Source organism: Rhodococcus sp. BP-332, assembly GCF_019836065.1.
Lineage (GTDB): Bacteria > Actinomycetota > Actinomycetes > Mycobacteriales > Mycobacteriaceae > Rhodococcoides.
The window spans coordinates 205,157-223,698 of sequence record NZ_JABUEC010000003.1 but is presented as its reverse complement, the minus strand read 5'-3'; the positions used below and the strand labels follow the sequence as shown (position 1 = coordinate 223,698).

At 68.0% G+C, this 18,542-nt stretch carries 14 protein-coding genes, 1 tRNA gene, 1 pseudogene and 1 riboswitch; of the genes and pseudogenes, 4 read left to right on the top strand and 12 right to left on the bottom strand.

Features of this window, described 5'->3' with window-relative positions; translation table 11 throughout:
* Nucleotides 1-32: 32 nt before the first annotated feature.
* The 8 genes from HQ314_RS12245 to HQ314_RS12210 are packed head-to-tail and all read right to left on the bottom strand — an operon-like array spanning nt 33 to nt 8,449.
* Complete coding sequence (locus HQ314_RS12245; protein ID WP_222650203.1) at nt 33-1,661, bottom strand: ABC transporter ATP-binding protein; 1,629 nt, start codon at nt 1,659-1,661, stop codon at nt 33-35.
* On the bottom strand, nt 1,658-2,542 hold the full coding sequence (locus HQ314_RS12240; RefSeq protein ID WP_222650202.1) for an ABC transporter permease: 885 nt from the start codon (nt 2,540-2,542) through the stop codon (nt 1,658-1,660). Before HQ314_RS12240 ends, HQ314_RS12245 begins: the two co-directional genes overlap by 4 nt.
* Complete coding sequence (locus tag HQ314_RS12235) at nt 2,535-3,506, bottom strand: ABC transporter permease (protein ID WP_222638255.1); 972 nt, start codon at nt 3,504-3,506, stop codon at nt 2,535-2,537. Before HQ314_RS12235 ends, HQ314_RS12240 begins: the two co-directional genes overlap by 8 nt.
* Before the next feature lies 1 nt (nt 3,507).
* Nucleotides 3,508-5,136: an ABC transporter substrate-binding protein gene (locus HQ314_RS12230; RefSeq protein ID WP_308119376.1), complete on the bottom strand. Its 1,629-nt coding sequence runs from the start codon at nt 5,134-5,136 to the stop codon at nt 3,508-3,510.
* Between the two features lie 45 nt (nt 5,137-5,181).
* Complete coding sequence (locus HQ314_RS12225) at nt 5,182-5,685, bottom strand: GNAT family N-acetyltransferase (RefSeq protein ID WP_222650201.1); 504 nt, start codon at nt 5,683-5,685, stop codon at nt 5,182-5,184.
* A 23-nt stretch (nt 5,686-5,708) separates the two neighbouring features.
* Nucleotides 5,709-6,677: an ABC transporter substrate-binding protein gene (locus HQ314_RS12220; protein WP_027504017.1), complete on the bottom strand. Its 969-nt coding sequence runs from the start codon at nt 6,675-6,677 to the stop codon at nt 5,709-5,711.
* Between the two features lie 36 nt (nt 6,678-6,713).
* Complete coding sequence (locus HQ314_RS12215) at nt 6,714-7,496, bottom strand: amino acid ABC transporter ATP-binding protein (protein WP_222650200.1); 783 nt, start codon at nt 7,494-7,496, stop codon at nt 6,714-6,716.
* Nucleotides 7,493-8,449 (bottom strand): amino acid ABC transporter permease, encoded by a 957-nt coding sequence (locus HQ314_RS12210; protein ID WP_235578815.1) that lies wholly within the window; start codon nt 8,447-8,449, stop codon nt 7,493-7,495. The genes HQ314_RS12215 and HQ314_RS12210 overlap by 4 nt, the downstream gene beginning before the upstream one ends.
* Before the next feature lie 169 nt (nt 8,450-8,618).
* Nucleotides 8,619-8,715, bottom strand: a riboswitch (SAM riboswitch).
* A gap of 254 nt (nt 8,716-8,969) precedes the next feature.
* On the opposite strand from HQ314_RS12210, the gene HQ314_RS21755 reads away from it, so the two are divergent.
* On the top strand, nt 8,970-10,523 hold the full coding sequence (locus HQ314_RS21755; RefSeq protein ID WP_222650199.1) for a diguanylate cyclase: 1,554 nt from the start codon (nt 8,970-8,972) through the stop codon (nt 10,521-10,523).
* A 48-nt stretch (nt 10,524-10,571) separates the two neighbouring features.
* Nucleotides 10,572-10,645 (top strand) — tRNA-Cys (locus HQ314_RS12200).
* 8 nt (nt 10,646-10,653) lie between these two features.
* Here the strand turns inward: HQ314_RS12200 and HQ314_RS12195 are convergent.
* Complete coding sequence (locus HQ314_RS12195; RefSeq protein WP_222650198.1) at nt 10,654-12,276, bottom strand: GMC oxidoreductase; 1,623 nt, start codon at nt 12,274-12,276, stop codon at nt 10,654-10,656.
* Nucleotides 12,277-12,626: 350 nt separating this feature from the next.
* Between HQ314_RS12195 and HQ314_RS12190 the strand changes: the two genes are divergently transcribed.
* Complete coding sequence (locus HQ314_RS12190; protein WP_222650197.1) at nt 12,627-13,706, top strand: SDR family oxidoreductase; 1,080 nt, start codon at nt 12,627-12,629, stop codon at nt 13,704-13,706.
* A gap of 310 nt (nt 13,707-14,016) precedes the next feature.
* Here HQ314_RS12190 and HQ314_RS12185 read toward each other — a convergent pair whose 3' ends face one another.
* The gene (locus HQ314_RS12185; protein WP_056447200.1) at nt 14,017-15,099 is read right to left on the bottom strand and encodes a tartrate dehydrogenase; all 1,083 of its coding nucleotides are present in this window, start codon (nt 15,097-15,099) and stop codon (nt 14,017-14,019) included.
* Between the two features lie 142 nt (nt 15,100-15,241).
* Here HQ314_RS12185 and HQ314_RS12180 point away from each other — a divergent pair.
* Nucleotides 15,242-16,839, top strand: a pseudogene (locus tag HQ314_RS12180) (GMC oxidoreductase).
* 18 nt (nt 16,840-16,857) lie between these two features.
* Here the strand turns inward: HQ314_RS12180 and HQ314_RS12175 are convergent.
* Complete coding sequence (locus HQ314_RS12175; RefSeq protein WP_222650196.1) at nt 16,858-17,499, bottom strand: ANTAR domain-containing protein; 642 nt, start codon at nt 17,497-17,499, stop codon at nt 16,858-16,860.
* A 45-nt stretch (nt 17,500-17,544) separates the two neighbouring features.
* Entirely contained in the window at nt 17,545-18,522 is a 978-nt protein-coding gene (locus HQ314_RS12170) for a Gfo/Idh/MocA family oxidoreductase (RefSeq protein WP_222650195.1), read from the bottom strand.
* Between the last annotated feature and the right edge of the window lie 20 nt (nt 18,523-18,542).

The window sequence follows — 18,542 nt, the reverse complement described above, 5'->3', positions numbered from 1 at the left end:
AGACACAGTTCTGCTCGGCGTGATCGGAAAGGTCATGACGGTCGTGCGTCGACTCCCGTTCCCGGAACGGCGTTGCGCAGTTCCCTGGTGTACTCGTGCTGCGGTCGATCGAACACGTCCTCCGCCGACCCGGACTCGACCACTCGCCCGTTGCGCATCACCAGCACCGTGTCGCTGATCTGGCGCACGACCGCGAGATCGTGGGAGATGAACAGATAGCTCAGATCCAACTCGTCCTGCAGCCGAGTGAGGAGTTCGAGAATCTGCGCCTGCACCGAGACGTCCAGTGCGGACACCGGTTCGTCGAGCACGAGCAGCTCCGGGTGGAGAGCCAGCGCGCGGGCGATGGCGACCCGCTGGCGCTGCCCACCGGACAGCTCGGCGGGGCGCCTGTCGAGGTACTCCGGCGCCAGGGCGACCTGCTCGAGCAGTTCGGCCACCCGGGCGGGACGCGTGGAGCGTGATCCGAGCCCGAACGCGACGAGCGGTTCCGCCACGATGTCCCGCACGCGCAGTGCGGGATTCAGCGATGCGTACGGGTTCTGATACACGATCTGGAAGCGTCGCCGGAGGGTGCGCAACTCCCTGCCGCGTGCGGACGTGATGTCGTCGCCGTCGAAGACGACCGACCCCGCCGACGGGTTCTCGAGCCGCAGAGCGATGCGAGCCGTCGTGGACTTTCCCGAGCCGCTCTCCCCGACGATCGACACCGTCCGTCCGCGCTCGACGTCGAGCGACACCCCGTCCACCGCCGTCAGGTTCTGTCCACGACCGATGCGGAACGTCTTGGACACCTGTCTCAGCGACAACAGGACCGGCTGCGCCTCGCGCGTCGCACGCGGCACCCGTACCGACGTCAGAGACGGCGCGGACGCGATCAGTCCTCTCGTGTAGTCGGCGGTCGGGTTCTCCAACACCTCTCGCGCGGGCCCGATCTCGACGATCTCACCGTCACGCATGACGGCGATCCGATCGGCGCGGTCGGCCGCGACCCCGAGGTCGTGCGTGATCAGCAGTACCGAGGTGCCGTGCTCGGCGATCCGATCCGCGAGGTGGTCGAGAATGCGGCGCTGCACGGTCACGTCCAGAGCGCTGGTCGGCTCGTCGGCGATCACCAGCTCCGGCTCGCACGCCAGCGCGATACCGATGAGCACGCGCTGACGCTGCCCGCCGGACAGGTCTTGCGGATACTGCCGAGCACGGAGCTCCGGATTGTCGATCCCCGCCTCGTCGAGTATCTGCACGGCCGCCGCCGCGGCGCTGCGCCGGTCGGCCCGGCCGTGGATGCGGAGCACCTCTGCGACCTGCTCCCCCACTCGCTTCACAGGATTGAGCGACGTGGTCGGGTCCTGCGGCACCAGACCGATGTGCGCACCGCGAAGCTTCTCCCACCGACGGTGTCCCGCGTCGTCGACACGGTCACCGTCGAACGTGACGGTGCCCCCGGTGACGGTGCCCGATCCGGCGAGCAGACCGATGATCGCCTGGGCCGTGGTCGTCTTGCCGCTGCCCGACTCGCCGACCAGGGCGAGCACCTCACCCCGCGCGATCTCGAAGTCGACACCCCGCACGGCCTCTGTCGCCCCGTACGACACGCGCAGACCGTCGACCCTGAGCAGGCTCGACCGGGTCGTTCCGCCGGCTCCACTCCTGCTGCTCATGCTCGATCACCCCGATCCAGCGCGTGGCCCACTCTGTGCGCCGACAGCACGACCGCCACGATGACGAGACCGGGCAGCGTGGTGAGCCACCAGGAGGTGGCGAGGAAGTTGCGCCCCTCCGACACGAGCGAACCCCATTCCGGTGTGGGCGGTACCGCTCCGAAACCGAGGAAACTGAGCGACGACACAGCGAGCACGGCCATGCCGAACTGCACTGCCGCCAGGGCGATCACGGGTGGGTACGCGTTCCGGAGAATGTGGGTCCACAGCACGGTGTGCCACCGCGAACCCGACGCGAAGGCGGCCTCCACGTACAGCGACCGCCTTACGCGCAGCACCTCGGACCGCATCACGCGCGCGAAGCTCGCGACGAGGGTGACACCGACCGCGATCGCGACGTTCACGGTTCCGAAACCGAGAGCGGTGACCAGGGCCAGGGCCAGCAGCAGAGTCGGGATGGACAACAGCACGTCGACGAGACGCATGAGCACCGCGTCGACGATTCCGCCGACAGCGCCTCCGATCAGGCCGAGAATCGATCCCGCCACGAGCGCGATGGCCACGGCCATCAGCGTCGCGCTGAGCGACAACCCGGCACCGTGCACGACCCGGGTCCAGACGTCGCGGCCGATGTTGTCGGTGCCGAACCAGTGAGCGGCGCTGGGTCCCTGCAACTTCTCCGCCGGGACGCCGCGCAAGGGATCCCCACTGGCGAAAAGAGACGGGACGATGGCGAACCCGACGGCGACGATCAGGACGGCCACCGACACCGCCACGCCGATCCTGCCGCCGACGGCCCGCGGGGTCACTCGCCGTCGACGGGACGTCGGCTCGGGCGAGACGCTCGCGTGGACCGTCTCTCGTACCAGGACGTCAGACATGGGCCGGCTCCTTCGTGGGTCGGGTGGTGCGCTGGACGATCCGGGGATCGATCAGGGGGTACACGATGTCCACGGCCAGCGTGACGACCACGAACACCAGCGACGTGAGGACCACGATTCCCTGCACCACCGGGATGTCCTGCGCGAGAACCGATGTCTGCGTCAGTCGGCCCACGCCGGCCCGGGAGAACACGGTCTCGACGACCACCGAACCGGCCAACAGTTCGCCGACGAGGACGCCGGCGATGGTGAACGCCGGCACGCTGGCCAGGCGCAGCACGTGGCGAGTCTGGATCCGCCACCGGGACGCACCCTTCGCCTCGGCCGCGGTGGTGAACGGTTGCCGCCACGTCGTGGTCAGGCTGGTCGCGAGCACCTGCGCGATGACGGCCCCGGTCGGTACCGCCAGCGTGATCGCCGGCAGCACCAGCGATCCGAACCCGCGGTCGCCGAACGCCGGGAAGATCGGCAGCCCGAACGAGAACACCTGCAGGAGCAGGAGTCCCACCCAGAACGTCGGCACCGCGACGCCCAGCGGAGGGAGGGAGAGCAGCGCGGTACGCAACCATCGTGCGCGGGTGTAGGTAGCGAGAAAGGCGAGCCCCCCACCGACACCGACGGCGAGCATCAGCGCGAGACCGGCCAGGGCGAGGGTGCTCGGAACGGCGCCCAGGATCGCGGTGGTCACCGGCTGACCCGTGGAGATGGACGTGCCGAAGTCACCGCGGATCGCGCTGGTGAGCGATGTCCAGTACTGCTCGAGGACAGGCTTGTCCAGTCCGTACCGGGCCTGCAGCTCGGCGACCGCGGCCGCGTCCACCGGGGTGCCACTGCCGCCGCCGGAATCGACCGCGATGCTCACCGGATCGGAGGGCAGCAGGAACAGCACCACGAAGGAGATGGTGAACGCGGCCCACAGGACACCGATCGCCTGCAGGACGCGCAGGCCGAGGTAGCGAAGCATGTCAGCTCCTGCTCAACCAGGTGTCGAAGAACTGCAGCCGAGCAGACGCGTCGAACCTCTGGTCCTGCACCGCCGAGCTCGCGCCGACCGCCTGCGACAGTTCGACGGTCGGGATCCACAGTCCGTTGTCGAGCACCTGCTGCTGTGCGTGCGCCAGGTACTCGCCGCGCTGCGTCGTGTCCGTCGTGCGCAGCTGATCGGTCAACGAGGCATCCAGATCGGCGATCGGGCCACGCTGGTTGAGATTTCGGCCGTCCGCCGCGAACGACGTCCGCAGGATGTCGCCGTCGGCACGCGTGCTGTTGTAGTACGTCGCGTCGAAGTCACCGGCATTCTGTCGTGCGATCGACTCGGGCACGGACGTCAGCTCGAGCCGGGCATCGACACCGACGTCCCGAAACTGCTGCTGCAGCAACTCGAGAATCGCCTGGTTGCCCGCGAACACGGCGCTGAACAGGATCGAGAAGCTGAGCCGCTGACCGTCCTTCTCGCGGATCCCGTCCGCGGCCGGTACCCAACCCGCACTGTCGAGCACGGTCCGCGCCGCGTCGGCGTCGAAGGTCACGTCGGGCAACGACACGTAGCCGGGCGTCCTGCTCGCGAGAGTGCTGGTCGCCGGCAGGAAGTTCGGGCCGAGGACGGTGTCGACCAACTGCTGACGGTCGATCGCGGGGACGAGTGCGCGGCGCACGTCCGGGTCGGCCAGTACGCCTCGCGAGACATTGGGCGCGATACCGAAGGGTGTTCCGGGATTCGACGTCGTCAGCACTCGACCGCCGGTCGCCTCGATGGTCGGTGCGTCCTGCGGGAGCGCGTCGCTGACGGCGTCGAGCTGACCCGACGACAGGCTTCCGGTCCGGACGCCCGATTCCGGCACCACCGTGAACTCGATGCCGTCCAGGTAGGCCTCACCGGTGTGACCGAACGCCGGCGAACCCCAGGAGTAGCCGGCTCGCCTGGCCACACTCACCGATCGATCCTGCTGGTAGTCGGTGTACGTGAACGGGCCACTGCCGATGTTTCCGCCCTGGCAGCGCTCCTCGGCGGACAGCGACGTGGTGGCATCGGCCTGCAGTCCCAGCTGTGAGGTCGCCGATGCCTGCAGGAACTGCGCATTGGGCGACGAGAAGGTCACCTGCGCGGTCCGCGGGTCGACCACGGTCGTCCCGACGTATCCCGCGAGATAGCTGGCGGCGAGCGGCGCCTTCGCCGCCCCGAGCGTGCCCACGATGGCGTCGAAGTTGTTCTTGACCGACTGCGCGGTGACCGGTGTGCCGTCGCTGAACGACACCCCGTCCTTCAGTGTGAACGTGAACGACGTCGCATCCGCGTCGGTCTCCCACTTCTCGGCGAGCCACGGCACGATCTCGCCAGTGTCGGGATCCTGATCGGTGAGTGAGTCGACCACGGCGCGCGTGACGTAGATCGTCTGGTTGGTCCCTGCCTGCGCGGGATCCGAGCACGTCGGCGCTGTGGAGAGTCCGTAGTTCAGGGTGCCTCCCGGCTGAGCGGGGCCGGCGTCGGCGCCCGCCGAACCAGCAGCGCCGCCGCAGGCGGTGAGGGCCGTGGTCAGGGCGACGAGGCCGATCGCGGCACTGACGGCGGGTGTCCGTTGATGGCGGTCGATCACTGGGTCAACTCCAAGAGGTGTGTGTGCAGGAACGAAGAACGGGGGTCAGTTGGTGGGTCGAGTCGTCTTCCGGAACGCACGGGGCACGCCCTCGGCCGGCGGGGCCACCGGGTCGAACAGCGGTGTGTACCCCGCCGCCAGATACAGGCCGACAGCCTCCGGTCGGCGCCACCCGGTGGTGAGGTGGATGCTCTCGTAGTTTCGGACAGCGATCTCCGATTCGAGTTCGGTGAGAACGCGCCGAGCGAGTCCTCGTCGGCGGTGCGATGCGGACGTCCAGATGCGCTTCAGTTCGGCGGTCTGCTCGTCGTGACGCCGAAACGCCCCGCCGGCAACAGGTTCACCGTTCTCGAGGAGCACGATCAGCCCGCCGTGCGGCGGCGCGAAGTCCTCTGCCGGATGGGTGGACAGAGCCGAGTACATCTGGTCGGCGGTCCCGCCGTAGCGGGTGCTGTACTCGATCGCCAGCTCCGCGAGCAGGGGTCGTGCCAGCGGATCGCCCTGGTCGACTCGCGCGACCTCGAGCTGCGGGCGATCGCTGCCGGCCACGGGTGCTCCCTGTCGGACCGAGGTCACTTCTTCGGGAGCCCGGGTGGATTGATCTCCGAGGCCGACACGGCCTCGCCGCCGAGCCCCCACTTGTCCAGCACCTGCTGGTAGGTCCCGTTCTCGATGGTGTGATCGATGGCGTCCGCGAACGCCTCGGCGAGCCCGCTGTCCTTCTTCACCAGGACGGCGATCTCACCCTGGAGCGCCTCGCCCGCACCGGAGAAGGTGCCGATGATCTTCGACTCCCCTGTGCTCGACGAGTGGTACTGCGCGGACGGATTGGGTCCGAGGTACCCGTCGATGCGCTTCGAGGACAGGGCGAGGTAGTAGTCGGCGGCGTTCTGGTAGTAGACGATCTCGGCGGGCGCGATGCCCTCCGCCCCGTTCTGCGTGTTCCAGTCGACGAGCAGTTGTTCCTGGTTGGTACCGGACGAGACACCGATCTTCTTGCCGGCGATGTCCTTGCGGTCGGTGAACGTCCAGTCGGAGTCCGTCGGAACCTCGAGGGCGACGTTGTCGAGGCGGTAGGTGGCGAAGTCGTACTTCTCCTTGCGCTCCTCCGTGACCGTCACGTTCGAGATGAAGGCGTCGTTCTCGCCCGAATCGATCTTCACGAAGTTCTGGGCCCAGTCCGCGGTGCGGCGGTCGACCGAGAGACCGAGGACGTCGGCGAAGAGGCTCGCGAGATCGATCTCGGATCCGACGACGGTGGTGTCGTCGGTGGCATAGAAGCCGAGAGGCGGAGTCGCACCCGCTGTTCCGGTGACGACGAGGGTTCCGCGATCACGGATTGCCTGCGGCACCTTCGCCGCGATGTCGTCCACCTTCTCGGTGTGGATGCGCCCGGACTGCTCGGGCGAGAGATCATAGGAGACACCGGCTTCGGACACCACGGTGTTCTCGGCTGCGGGTTCGCCGCACGCGGACGCGACGAGCGCGAGGACGGCGACGGAGGACAGGACCGACGCGAGGCGACGGGACGATCGAGACATGGGAGAGGTCACTTTCGGGAGAGGTGTGCGTGGGAATCAGAGAACCCGGGAGAGGAATTCTCGAGTGCGACTGTGGGTCGGGGTGTCGAACACCTCTACAGGAGAACCCTGTTCGAGGACGACGCCGCCGTCCATGAACACCACGGTGTCGGCGACCTCGCGTGCGAAGCCGACCTCGTGCGTGACGATGACGAGCGTCGCGCCGTCTGCGGCGAGACCGCGGATGACATCGAGCACCTCGCCCACCAGCTCGGGATCGAGTGCCGACGTGGGTTCGTCGAACAGGATCACCTTCGGGCGCAGCGCCAGCGCCCGGGCGATCGCGACGCGTTGCTGTTGTCCGCCGGACAACCGCCGCGGGTAGTCGTGCGCCTTGTCAGCGACACCGACCCGCGACAGGAGTGCGAGAGCCTCGGGTTCCACCTCCGACCGCGGACGTCGCTGTGCGGACACGGGTGCCTCGACCACGTTCTCGAGCACCGTGAGGTGCGGGAACAGGGTGAAGTTCTGGAAGACGAAGCCGATCTGCGAGCGCTGGCGCCGGATCTCCTTCGGCGTCAGTTCGTGCAGTTTCCGGCCTCTGCGGCGGTATCCCACGAGGGCACCGTCCACTCGGACGGATCCGGCGTCGACCTTCTCGAGGTGGTTCACCGTGCGCAGCAGAGTGGACTTGCCCGACCCCGAGGGTCCGAGAACGGCCGCGACCTCCCCCGGCCGCACGGCCAGGTCCACGCCTTTCAGGACCTCGAGGGCACCGTAGGACTTGTGCACTCCCCGTACCTCGACCGCATACCGCGCAGTCTCGATCTCGGCGGTCATCGAGTTGCTCCCCTCGGTGACAGCGGCAGCGCGGCGATGCGCGAACGCAACTTCTGGATCGGCGTGAGCGGCACCGTGCGCAGTGCACCCTTGGAGTAGTGCCGCTCGACGTAGAACTGCACCACGGACAGGACGGACGTCAGAATCACGTACCAGACCGTCGCGACCATGAGCATCGGGACGACACGGCCGGTCCGTCCGTAGATCACCTGGACCTGATAGAACAGCTCGGCGATGGCCATGACCGAGACGATCGAGGTGCCCTTGAAGAGACTGATCACCTCGTTGGCCGCGTTGGGGAGGATTCCCCTCATGGCTTGCGGCAGCACGATCGCGAAGAATTCGCGTCGCTTCGGGATCCCCAGCGCCGCAGCGGCTTCGAGCTGCCCCTGATCGACCGAGATGATGCCGGCGCGCACGATCTCCGCCGAGTACGCCGCCTGATGCAGGGCCAGACCGATGATCGCCGCCGTGGACCCGCTGATGACACTGTTGACGTCGAACTCGACGAAGCTCGGTCCGAACGGAATGCCCAGGGACAAACGCTGATACAGGTAGGCGATGTTGAACCAGAACAGCAGTTGCACGATCAGCGGGATCGACCGGAACGCCCAGATGTAGAACCAGGAGATGATCTGCAGGACCGGGTTCTGCGACAACCGCGCCGCCGCGAGAGCGATGCCGAGTGCGAACCCGATGAGGGTGCCCCAGAAGGTCAGCTGGATCGTGAGCCACAGAGCAGTGACGACGGACCGCGCCGTGAAGTACTGAGCGAAGGTGCCCCAGTCCCAGCCGGCGTTGGTCACCAGCCCGTGGACGAACTGTGCGAGAAGGACCAGGGTCGCGACGGCGATGATCCACCGCCACGGGTGCACCGTGCGTGCGACGACGAGGTCGTGATCCGAGACGTCACCGGCGTCGGTGGTGACCGGTCGATCGTGGAGTTGAGTCACCGGCTGCACCGGTGCGTGAGGGCAGCGAACATCGCTGTGCCTTTCGAGAGGACGAAGTGAGGGACCCGGTCAGCGCCGCGTACAGGCGCAGCAGCACTCTCGACACGACTCGAGGTGCAGGCGAAGGACGTGCGGGCGTCGGGTCGTCACAGTGTTCATCGGCGGATCTCCTCCATCGGTCCTGGCGGTAGCACCCACACACTCGAACTCGAGGCGGGTTGCTGCGACGTCGACGAGCCAGGTCTCTCGGTCGCTCTGGATGGTGAGGAAAATGTAGCGCCGACGTCTCGAGACGTCAAATCGCGCAACAGTTTTCGGCTCCGTCGAGTTCGAATCAGGATGACCGGAAAGGGTGACAACCGCACCGACCGCGTGTTCGCGGTGGTCACGCGCCCGAGGTCTCACGGCCAGACGTGCGCCGGATCGCCGCGACGGAACCGTCCCGGTCGGTACATTCACGGGGTACACGGTGGAGGTCAGCCGACGACGGATCACCGGTGACGGGGACCGGGGTGCTCGCGTGACGCCACACATCGACAGAGCGCACCGCGGCGCGCGGACGTCGCCCACCGAGTCGCCTCTCGAGACACCCGCACGGCAGGTGCTCGACATCCGGTCGATCGCGATGGGAACGGCGATCACCGGTTCCGCCCTGTCACTGGGAGCGGGCTGGGTGGTGCCCGGTCTGTTCTTCCCCGGCATCGCCCCGATGCTCGCCACCGCTCTCGCCGTCGCTGCGGCCGTGGTGGGAGCCGGCATCATCCGGCGCTCGGGGCGGCTGACCGAACGCCAGTTCGTCGCCATGGGCATGGTGATGCTGTGCGGTACGACGTTCTCCGCGGTGGCGGTGACCGATCCGGCGGGTTCCCTCGCGATCGCCGCGCTGCTCACCATCGTCCCGGTGCTCTCCGCGGCCGCGTCGCCGCCCGCGACCGCGTGGTCGTTCACCGTGGCTGCCGGTGGAGCCGCCGTCGTGGTGTCGTTCGCCTCGGCAGGATCTGCGGCCATCGCGTTCATCAGTGCCGGCGCGTCCCTGACCATCGTCGTCGTCCCCGTCGTGTTGGTGTGGGGCCTGCGGCGGTCGATGGTGCGGGTGAGTCACCGATTCGACGTGCTCGCACGCACGGACGTCCTGACCGGCCTGTTGAACCGCCGGGGCGTACTCCCCCGTCTGACGGAACTGCTGGGTGCCGCGGCGTCGCGGCACGAATCGGTCACCACCCTCGTCATCGACATCGACAACTTCAAGGCCGTCAACGACACCCACGGACACACCCACGGTGATCGGACGCTGCAGTCCGTCGCGCGAGCGGTGGTGCTGGCGACTCCGGCGGGCGCCGTCGTCTCCCGTCTCGGCGGCGAGGAGTTCCTGGTCGTCGCCCGCGGTGCGCGTACGGCCGATCTCGCGGACCGTGTCCTGCGATCGGTGCGCACACGGTGCTCGGTGACGGTGAGCATCGGCACCACGACGGCCGTGGCCACGGCTCCCGACGGCGCCGCGCTCGCCCTCGGCGACGTGGAGTCGACGCTCGACTCCTTCATCTCCTGCGCGGACGATGCGATGTACCGGGCGAAGCGTCTCGGTCGTGACCGCGTCGAGCACGGCGACACGACTCGGTTCCACCCGCCGTCACTGCTGCGAGCACGGTCGTCTGAGCACCTCCGGTCCCGTCGACGGCAGGCTGTGCAGAGACGCGCGCGCACCGAGGCCGCCGCGGCGGTCGCTGCCACCCTCGTCGCGCTCCAGACCCGCGGACACGGGCCGGAACACACGTCCGTCCGACTCGCGATGCTGTCTCGGCGACTCGAGACGGAGATCGACGTGGCGACGACGTCCCGTTCGGATCGATACTCCGCGGCACTGCGCTCCGCGGCCGCGCTCGATCAGAGCATCGGCATGGCGATGGAACACCTCGCGGTGGACCGGGACACCGCGGCGGCACTCCTGCAGTCGGCCGCGCACGCCGAGGGAACCTCACTCGGCGCACTGTGTCGAGCGCTGGCGTCACTGGCGGACGAGAACCCGGCCGCGGCCGCGAGGTATCTCACCGCGACAGCCCGAGAATCACCGTGAGCGCTTCTCTGTCCCGACCGGTCCGGGATTCCCGACGTGGGACTCACTGCGGATGTGGCCGAGTGGTGAGGCAACGGCCTGCACAGCCGTGCACACAGGTTCGATTCCCGTCATTCGCTCCACGGGGCGCTCAGCGATCGGCGATTACCGTCGCGATGTTGCGTTCGGCGAGCGCCGCGATGGTGAGCGACGGATTGACTCTGCCGGTGCTGCCCGGGATCAGCGCTCCGTCGACGACGTGCAACCGGTCGTGGCCGAGGACGCGGCCGTGCCCGTCCGTGGCTCGGCCCAGCACCACCCCTCCCAACGGGTGCGCCGTGAACGAGGTGTTCACGTCCGGAACCCGCAGGGGCGGATACCCCACACCGATTCCGGAGCGCTCCGCGATGCGGTCGTGCACCGGTCGCAGGGCGTCCGAGACGGCGATGTTGCCGGCCTCCGGCCAGTCGAGCCGCACCGACCGCGTCGACTCGTCCCACACGAACCGCCCTCTCGTCGGGTCCATGACCATGCCCAACGAGCCGATCAGCGTCAGATCGACGGGCGATCCGGGGACGAACCAGTTCTCGAGGGTGAGCGGGGCGCCCGAGTCGTCGGAGATCCTCGACGCCGAGGGCGACGCCTGCACGATGCCGTTGCCCTCCGGGCTCATGCCCCGGACGAGTGCCGCGTCACCGTTGGTGCCCCATCCCTCACCGACGTGTTCGTTCAGGTCGGGGAGCAGTCCGGTGTCGCGGGCATGCACGAGAAGCCGTGACGTTCCCATCGACCCGGCGCCCAGGAACAGGTCGTCGCAGGTCACCGTGCGGGTGGAGAGGACCTCGGCGGACGGGTCGAGCAGATCCACGGTCAACGCGTAGCGACCGTCCGCCTCCCTGGTCACGGCGGTGACCTCGTGACGCGCATGGATCGTGCACCGGCCAGTGGCGCGAGCAGCGGCCAGATAGTTGCGGTTGAGGTCGAACTTGGCGCCGTTGGAGTTGCCGAGATTCGACTCCCCGATGATCGCGGACGGACGGGACCGACCGGCCATCTCTCCGCGCACCACGTCCCAGTCCCAGATACCGTCGATGCGCTGTGGTGTGTACCCGGCGCGGCGGACCTGGTGATCCCACACCCGTGAATGCGTGAACGGCAGCGACTGATAGACGTCCTCCGGCATCGGTGAGAGCCGCAGCTCGGAACGGACGAGCGGGTAGTGCAGAGCCTGCATCTCGTCGTACGAGACGAGCCCGGTGAAGAGCTGGTCGAAGAACCGTCGTTCGGGGGCGATCATCACGCCGGTGAACACCAACGAACCACCGCCGACCGCGGCTCCGGACCACACGTCGATGGTGCCGTGTTCACTCACGTCGAAGATGCCGCCGAAGCGGTCGGTGGGAACCGTGGGCAGTCCGGTCAGCGGAGCAGTGCCGCCGCGACGCCACAACGCGCGCCCGTCCGGCAGGAAGTCGTTGGCGAAGATCTGTCGACGCGGATCCGTGGGCCACTGCGACCCGCGCTCCAGGACGGTGACGCGAACGCCGGCCTCGGCGAGGCGCCGCGCGGTGACCGCGGCACCGAAGCCCGATCCGACCACCACGGCCTCCGAATGCGCCGGCGCCGGATCGATCGGTGCGTAGAGCTCGGGCACCGCCGACCGGTACAGACCGTCGAGTATCGGAGCCGCGCGGGACACCGCTCCCGGTCCCGTCGACCCGATCAGGCCCGCGACGCCCATCGCGCCCAGGAACTGTCTTCTCGACCACTGCATGTCGACGCTTCTCTCCACCCGGTGCAGGTGATCGCGGGTGTCGCGGACGGGCAGCGGATGCGCTGAAGCTTCCTTACTCGCCGGTAAGTTGTCCACTTCGCCCGGCTCGATGAGAGGCGATCGGCCGTGACGTCGACGAGTGCGCCGCACCACTCGAGCTGTTCCGACGCCCGCGCGCTGCGCACGGCGTTCCGCGCACGGTGCAGCGCGCGCTCGGCACCGGGCGGTGCGCTCGGCGCCACGTAGCGGACCAGTGCGCCGCGCCACTCGGCCCCACTGGTTGCTCCGTTGCCCCCACGGGTAGCCCATGCAGGATCGAGACACGATCACCGATCGGAGGCATCACACACATGGCAGCACGAAGTCCGGGCACGGCGCTCGTCGTCGGAGCCACCGGCATCTCGGGGCAGACCATCTGTCGACGACTCGTCGACGCGGGGTGGCGCACCTACGGGTTGTCGCGCAAGACCGAGTTGCCGGTCGACGGCGTGACACCCGTGACGGCCGACCTTCTCGACGCCGATGCGCTGCGTGAGGCACTGCGCGGAACGGCGCCCGACCTCGTGTTCTTCACGGCGTGGATGATGCAGGACTCGGAGGCGGAGAACATCGAGGTGAACACCGCCACCCTCCGGAACACGTTCGACGCGCTGGCACCGGAGAACTCGGTGAAGCACGTCGCTCTCATGACGGGTCTGAAGCACTACCTCGGCCCGTTCGACGCCTACGGCGCCGCGGTGACGGCGGAGACCCCGTTCCACGAGAGCGAGGAGCGCCTCGACACACCGAACTTCTACTACGCCCAGGAGGACGAGTTGTTCTCGGGCGCAGAGCGACTGGGCTTCACCTGGAGCGTGCACCGGGCACACACCATCTTCGGGTTCGCCGTGGGCAACGCCATGAACATGGCACTCACCCTGTCGGTGTACGCCACTCTCTGCAAGGAGACCGGCGAGCCGTTCGTCTTCCCCGGTTCGGAGACCCAGTGGAACGGTCTGACCGATGTCACCGATGCCGATCTGCTCGCCGAGCAGATGATCTGGGCCGCCACGAACGAGAACGGCGCCGACGAGCCATTCAATGTCGCGAACGGCGACGTGTTCCGTTGGCGATGGCTGTGGCCGCGCATCGCCGACCATTTCGGTGTCGAACCCGTCGGTTTCGACACCGAACCGCGACCGTTGGCGACGCGAATGGACGATGCACCCGACGCGTGGCGGCGCATCGCCGAGAAGTACGACCTCGTCGAGTCGGACGTGACTCGACTCGCATCGTGGTGGCACACCGACGGCGACCTCGGCCGCGACATGGAGTGCCTGACCGACATGACGAAGAGCCGCAAGGCGGGGTTCCTCGGATTCCGCTCGACCAGTGAGAGTTTCGCGGAGAACCTCGCTCGGTACCGGGACGCTCGGATCATTCCTCGCTGACGTCGGACGCAACGGCCGGGCGGGTGGACCCGCCCGGCCGTCGGCGTCAGGACGCGATCGAGAGGCTCTTCAGAATATTCAGGAAATCGGTCAGAGGCAGCAGATCTCCGAACGAGAAATTGAGGAAGCTGAGGCCGTTGAGAATGCTGAGCATGATGTCTCCCGAGTGAGTGATGTCGCGATTGTTTCGCGCACACAGATCATGAAGGACCCGTCGTCACGGACGACGATGAACGGTGTGGTGACCTGTCACTGACTTGGTCGTGCTCACAGACAACGCCCCGAAACGGTGTCAATTTCGAGAACATCATCAGCGAGCGAGAGCGGTCACCTCGTCCGCGATGATGCGCCCCAACTCGTCGGTCCCCGACGTTCCGCCCATGTCCGCGGTGAGCGCGGCGCCGCCCCGTGCCAACACGTTCTCGACCGCGGTCAGGACCGTGCGCGCGGCATCGGGTTCGCCGAGGTGATCGAGCATCATGCTGCCGCTCCAGATCTGTCCGATCGGATTGGCGACGTTCTTGCCCGCGATACCCGGTGCCGATCCGTGCACCGGCTCGAACAGACTGGGAAAGAGCCCCTCCGGGTTGATGTTTCCACTCGGGGCGATGCCGATGGTGCCCGCGATCGCCGGTCCGAGATCGGACAGGATGTCCCCGAACAGATTGCTCGCGACGACCACGTCGAACCAGTCCGGGTGCAGCACGAAGTTCGCCGTGAGGATGTCGATGTGATAGCTGTCGACGTCCACCGTGGGGTGATGCGACGCCATGGCGGCGACCCGCTCGTCCCAGTACGGCATCGAGATGGAGATGCCGTTGCTCTTGGTCGCGGACGTCAGGTGGCGTTTCGGCCTGGTCTCGGCGAGTTCGAAGGCGTACTTCAGGATTCGGTCGACGCCGATGCGCGACATGACCGTCTCCTGGATCACCGTCTCACGCTCGGTCCCCGCGAACATCCGGCCGCCGAGATCGGTGTACTCCCCCTCGGTGTTCTCCCGCACCACGTAGAAGTCGATGTCGCCGACCTCGCGTCCCGCGAGCGGGCTGGTGACGCCCGGCATGAGCCGGATGGGCCGCAGATTCACGTACTGGTCGAAGTGACGTCGGAACTGGAGCAGACTGCCCCACAACGAGATGTGGTCCGGCACCACCTCCGGCCAGCCCACCGCTCCGAAGAAGATCGCGTCGAACGGTCGGAGCTCCTCGAACCAGCCGTCGGGAAGCATCTTTCCGTGCTCGACGTAGTAGTCGGCGCTGGCGTAGTCGAAGTACTCGTACTCGAGGTCGAGGTCGAACGCCGCCGCCGCGGCGTCCAGTACTTCGATACCGGCGGGAACCACCTCCTTGCCGATGCCGTCACCCGGGATCACTGCGATGCGTCTGGTAGCCATCGTTCGAGCCTAGTCGGGGCGAAATCTTGACACTCGCGGACAGAACTGTCTAGGTTCTGAGCACCCGGCATCGAGATCGGGTGTTCGCCGGGGGGTGCCCACAGGTATCGGCGGACTCCACGAACGATCCGGGGGAAGCCGCATGCCACCGTTCACTCGCCGCACGTTCCTCTCCGGCGCCGCCGCGGCCGGCGGTGCGCTGATCGCCGGCAACCATGCCGCCCGCGCCTCTGCTCACGGCATCGCCGCACGCACACAACGAGTTCCGCTCTCCCGCGAGGATCACCGCGTGGTGATCGTCGGCTCCGGGTTCGGCGGCGGCGTCGCCGCACTGCGCCTCGCACAGGCAGGCGTTCCGGTGACCGTGCTCGAGCGCGGTCTGCGATGGCCGACCGGTCCGAACGCCGAGACCTTTCCGCACGCTCGCTCACCCGACGGTCGTTTCCTCTGGTACGGATCCGCGAAGAACGTGTTCGGACGTCCGATCGACGTCCCGGCGTACACCGGCCTCGTCGAGGCGGTTCCCGGCGAGAACATGACCGCGCTGTGTGCGGCCGGGGTCGGCGGCGGGTCCCTCGTCTATCAGGGGATGACGCTGCAGCCGGCCGAGGCGGTGTTCGCGTCGCAGTTCCCCGGCGCACTGGACTGGGGCCTGCTCGATCGCGTCCATTACCCGCGGGTCGCCCGGATGCTACACCTCGCGGTCGCGCCCGACCAGTTGGTCGACAGCCCCAATTACGCTGCACCACGAGCATTCCGGGACAGTGCACGACGACTCGGACTCCCGTGTCGAAGATCCCGATGCCCATCGACTGGAACTTCGCCCTCGACGAACTTCGTGGCGAGATGGCCCCGTCCTACACCAACGGCGACGGCGCCATCGGCGTCAACAACGGCGGCAAGTTCTCCGTGGACGTCACGTACATCGCCGAGGCGGAGGCGACCGGGCTGGCGACGGTACAGACCCTGCACCAGGTCACCGACGTCGAACGGGCGTCCGACGGCCGGTGGACGGTGTACGTCGACCGCATCGACACCTCGGGGGCGGTCGTGGAGAACAAGATCCTCACCACGCCGACCCTGATCATGGCTGCGGGCAGCATGAACACCACGCGACTGCTGATGCGGGCGGCAGCGTCCGGCCGGATCCCGGACATGCCGGACACGCTCGGCGACGGCTGGGGCACCAACGCGGACAGGATCTACTCGTGGACGACGTTCGACCAGGACTTCGGACCCGCACAGGGCGGCCCGGTGGTCTTCGGCAGTCTCGACTGGGCGGACCCGTCCCGCGCGATGACGGTCATCCAGGCGTCGTTCCCCCCTCTCGGGGTGGATGCCCGAACCACCGTTCTGGTCGGCTACGGCGTCAGCGACGCCCGTGGGCGTTTCGTCTACGACGGTGCGCGGGACGATGCGATCCTGCGGTGGCCGCACGAGGGGGATGCGGCCATCCAGAGTCACATCGACCCGCGCGTGCGCGCGATCGCCGGACCGAACAGCCTCGTCGTGGACACCAACGCGGTGTTCCCGTCCACCTGGCACCCGCTCGGCGGGGCCAACATGGGAACGGTCTGTGATCTGGAGGGTCGAGTCCAGGGACAGCGCGGCCTCTACGTTCTCGACGGCGCCCTGATCCCGGGCAACTGCGCCGCCTGCAATCCGTCGATGACCATCGCCGCAGTCGCGGAGCACGCTCTCGACAGCATCGTGGCCTCCGACGTCGGCACCGTCATCTGAGCCGCTCCGCGGCCGGCGTCAGTCCAGCAGGGCATCGGTCAGCTCGACCCGCCGCCCGACGATGTCGTCCGCGAGCTGGGTGACGCGTATCCCGTCTGCGTAGGCGAGGGACAGGAGCCGAACCACGGCCTCGTCGGCGGTGATCCGGAACCGTGCTGCCATCATGCCGGCAGCCACGTGCACGGAGGCGCGGGACAGCGGATCGTCCGCGGCGTCGTCCCCCACTCCGGCGACGTCGCGGCGCACCGCGGACGCGAGTTCCCCGGCGCACCGCGCGGCACGCGCCGCGGTCACCGGCGACCACGGATGCGCGTCGCGGCGGTAGAGCTCGAGCACGCCCACCGTCGGCTCCGTGCCCACCGGAAGCGCGAACACGGCACCCACGTCGAGAGCTCGAACGGCGTCGTCGAACAGCGGCCACGGCGAGCCCTCGTCGGTACCGACCATGCTGATCATCGTCTGTTCACTCCGGAAGGCATCGAGGCAGGGCCCGGTTCCCAGCGTGAACTGCAGTTCGTCGATGCGGGTCGCGACGTCGTCGCTGCTGTAGACGAGGTCGCGGATCGCCGCGGTCACGATGACTGCCACCGCGATCCCGTCCACACCCAGCGACGGCGCGTACCGCTCCACCACGGCGCGGGTGGCGTCGAAGGAATCCATGGATTCTGGTGCCCGAGTCGGACATGGATAAACGTACCGCGGAGATCACTCCACGTCGACGGTTCGGCCGCCCTCGTTCATCGAGGCGACGAGAGCGTCGGCGACGAGACCTGCACGCAGCCCCGCGTCCGCGTCGGCGAGCTCCGAGACCCGGCCGGCCTCGAGGGAATCGACCCACTCCTGGAGTTGCAGGCGATACGCGTCCGCATAGCGGGGAACCCAGTCGGCCGGGTAGGCCACGGACCGCCGGCGGTCGCGGTCGGTGACCACGTGAGTGGGCAGCACGAGCGCAGACGCTCCGATATCGCCCACCACCTCGCACCTCGTGTCGTATCCGTAGCGGGCGTTGAGGAAGATCTCGACCGTCACCAGAACGTCGGACTCGGTCCGCAACAGCATGATCTGCGGATCCTGGCGCGTTCCGGAGTGCGCGGACGTACGACCCGCGTGCCAACTCACCTCCGTGATCGGCGACGACAGCAACCACGGCACGATGTCGAGTTCGTGAATCGCGGAGTTGGTGATGGTCGACGCGGACGTGCCGCCGGGGTAGGCCTCGACGGTGCGACTCACGCAGTGGGCGACGAGGGGTTCACCCAGTTCACCGGACGACACCACGCGCTTCAGGTCCACGTAGGCCGGATCGAACCGACGCATGAAGCCGACCGTGATCAAGGTGCGTTCGCCCTGCGCGGCGATGATCTCGCGGCACTCCGCCGCCGTGGGCGCGAGCGGCTTCTCGCACAGCACCGGCTTGCCCGCGGCCAGCGCCAGGTGCACCAGTTCGGCGTGGGTCGAATCGTGCGAGGCGATGACGACGGCGTCGACGTCGTCGCGCTCGATCAGCGCCGGGCCGTCCGCCGCGACGGTGGCGCCGCGCAGGGTGGAGGCGACTGCACTCGCCCGTGCTGCGTCGAAGTCGGCGACAGCGGTCACCGCCGCGCCCGACACCCGCCGATCGAGGGACAGGGCATGGTCCGCTCCCATGACGCCGACACCGATGATTCCAACCCGCACAGTCATGATCGAAAGTATTACATCTT

What these genes read in the sequence shown, in the direction of transcription:
- HQ314_RS12245 (WP_222650203.1), bottom strand. Translation starts at nt 1,661, where the DNA reads ATGAGCAGCAGGAGTGGAGCCGGCGGAACGACCCGGTCGAGCCTGCTC.
- HQ314_RS12240 (WP_222650202.1), bottom strand. Translation starts at nt 2,542, where the DNA reads ATGTCTGACGTCCTGGTACGAGAGACGGTCCACGCGAGCGTCTCGCCC.
- HQ314_RS12235 (WP_222638255.1), bottom strand. Translation starts at nt 3,506, where the DNA reads ATGCTTCGCTACCTCGGCCTGCGCGTCCTGCAGGCGATCGGTGTCCTG.
- HQ314_RS12190 (WP_222650197.1), top strand. Translation starts at nt 12,627, where the DNA reads ATGGCAGCACGAAGTCCGGGCACGGCGCTCGTCGTCGGAGCCACCGGC.
- HQ314_RS12195 (WP_222650198.1), bottom strand. Translation starts at nt 12,276, where the DNA reads ATGCAGTGGTCGAGAAGACAGTTCCTGGGCGCGATGGGCGTCGCGGGC.
- HQ314_RS12170 (WP_222650195.1), bottom strand. Translation starts at nt 18,522, where the DNA reads ATGACTGTGCGGGTTGGAATCATCGGTGTCGGCGTCATGGGAGCGGAC.
- HQ314_RS12175 (WP_222650196.1), bottom strand. Translation starts at nt 17,499, where the DNA reads ATGGATTCCTTCGACGCCACCCGCGCCGTGGTGGAGCGGTACGCGCCG.
- HQ314_RS12185 (WP_056447200.1), bottom strand. Translation starts at nt 15,099, where the DNA reads ATGGCTACCAGACGCATCGCAGTGATCCCGGGTGACGGCATCGGCAAG.
- HQ314_RS12215 (WP_222650200.1), bottom strand. Translation starts at nt 7,496, where the DNA reads ATGACCGCCGAGATCGAGACTGCGCGGTATGCGGTCGAGGTACGGGGA.
- HQ314_RS12220 (WP_027504017.1), bottom strand. Translation starts at nt 6,677, where the DNA reads ATGTCTCGATCGTCCCGTCGCCTCGCGTCGGTCCTGTCCTCCGTCGCC.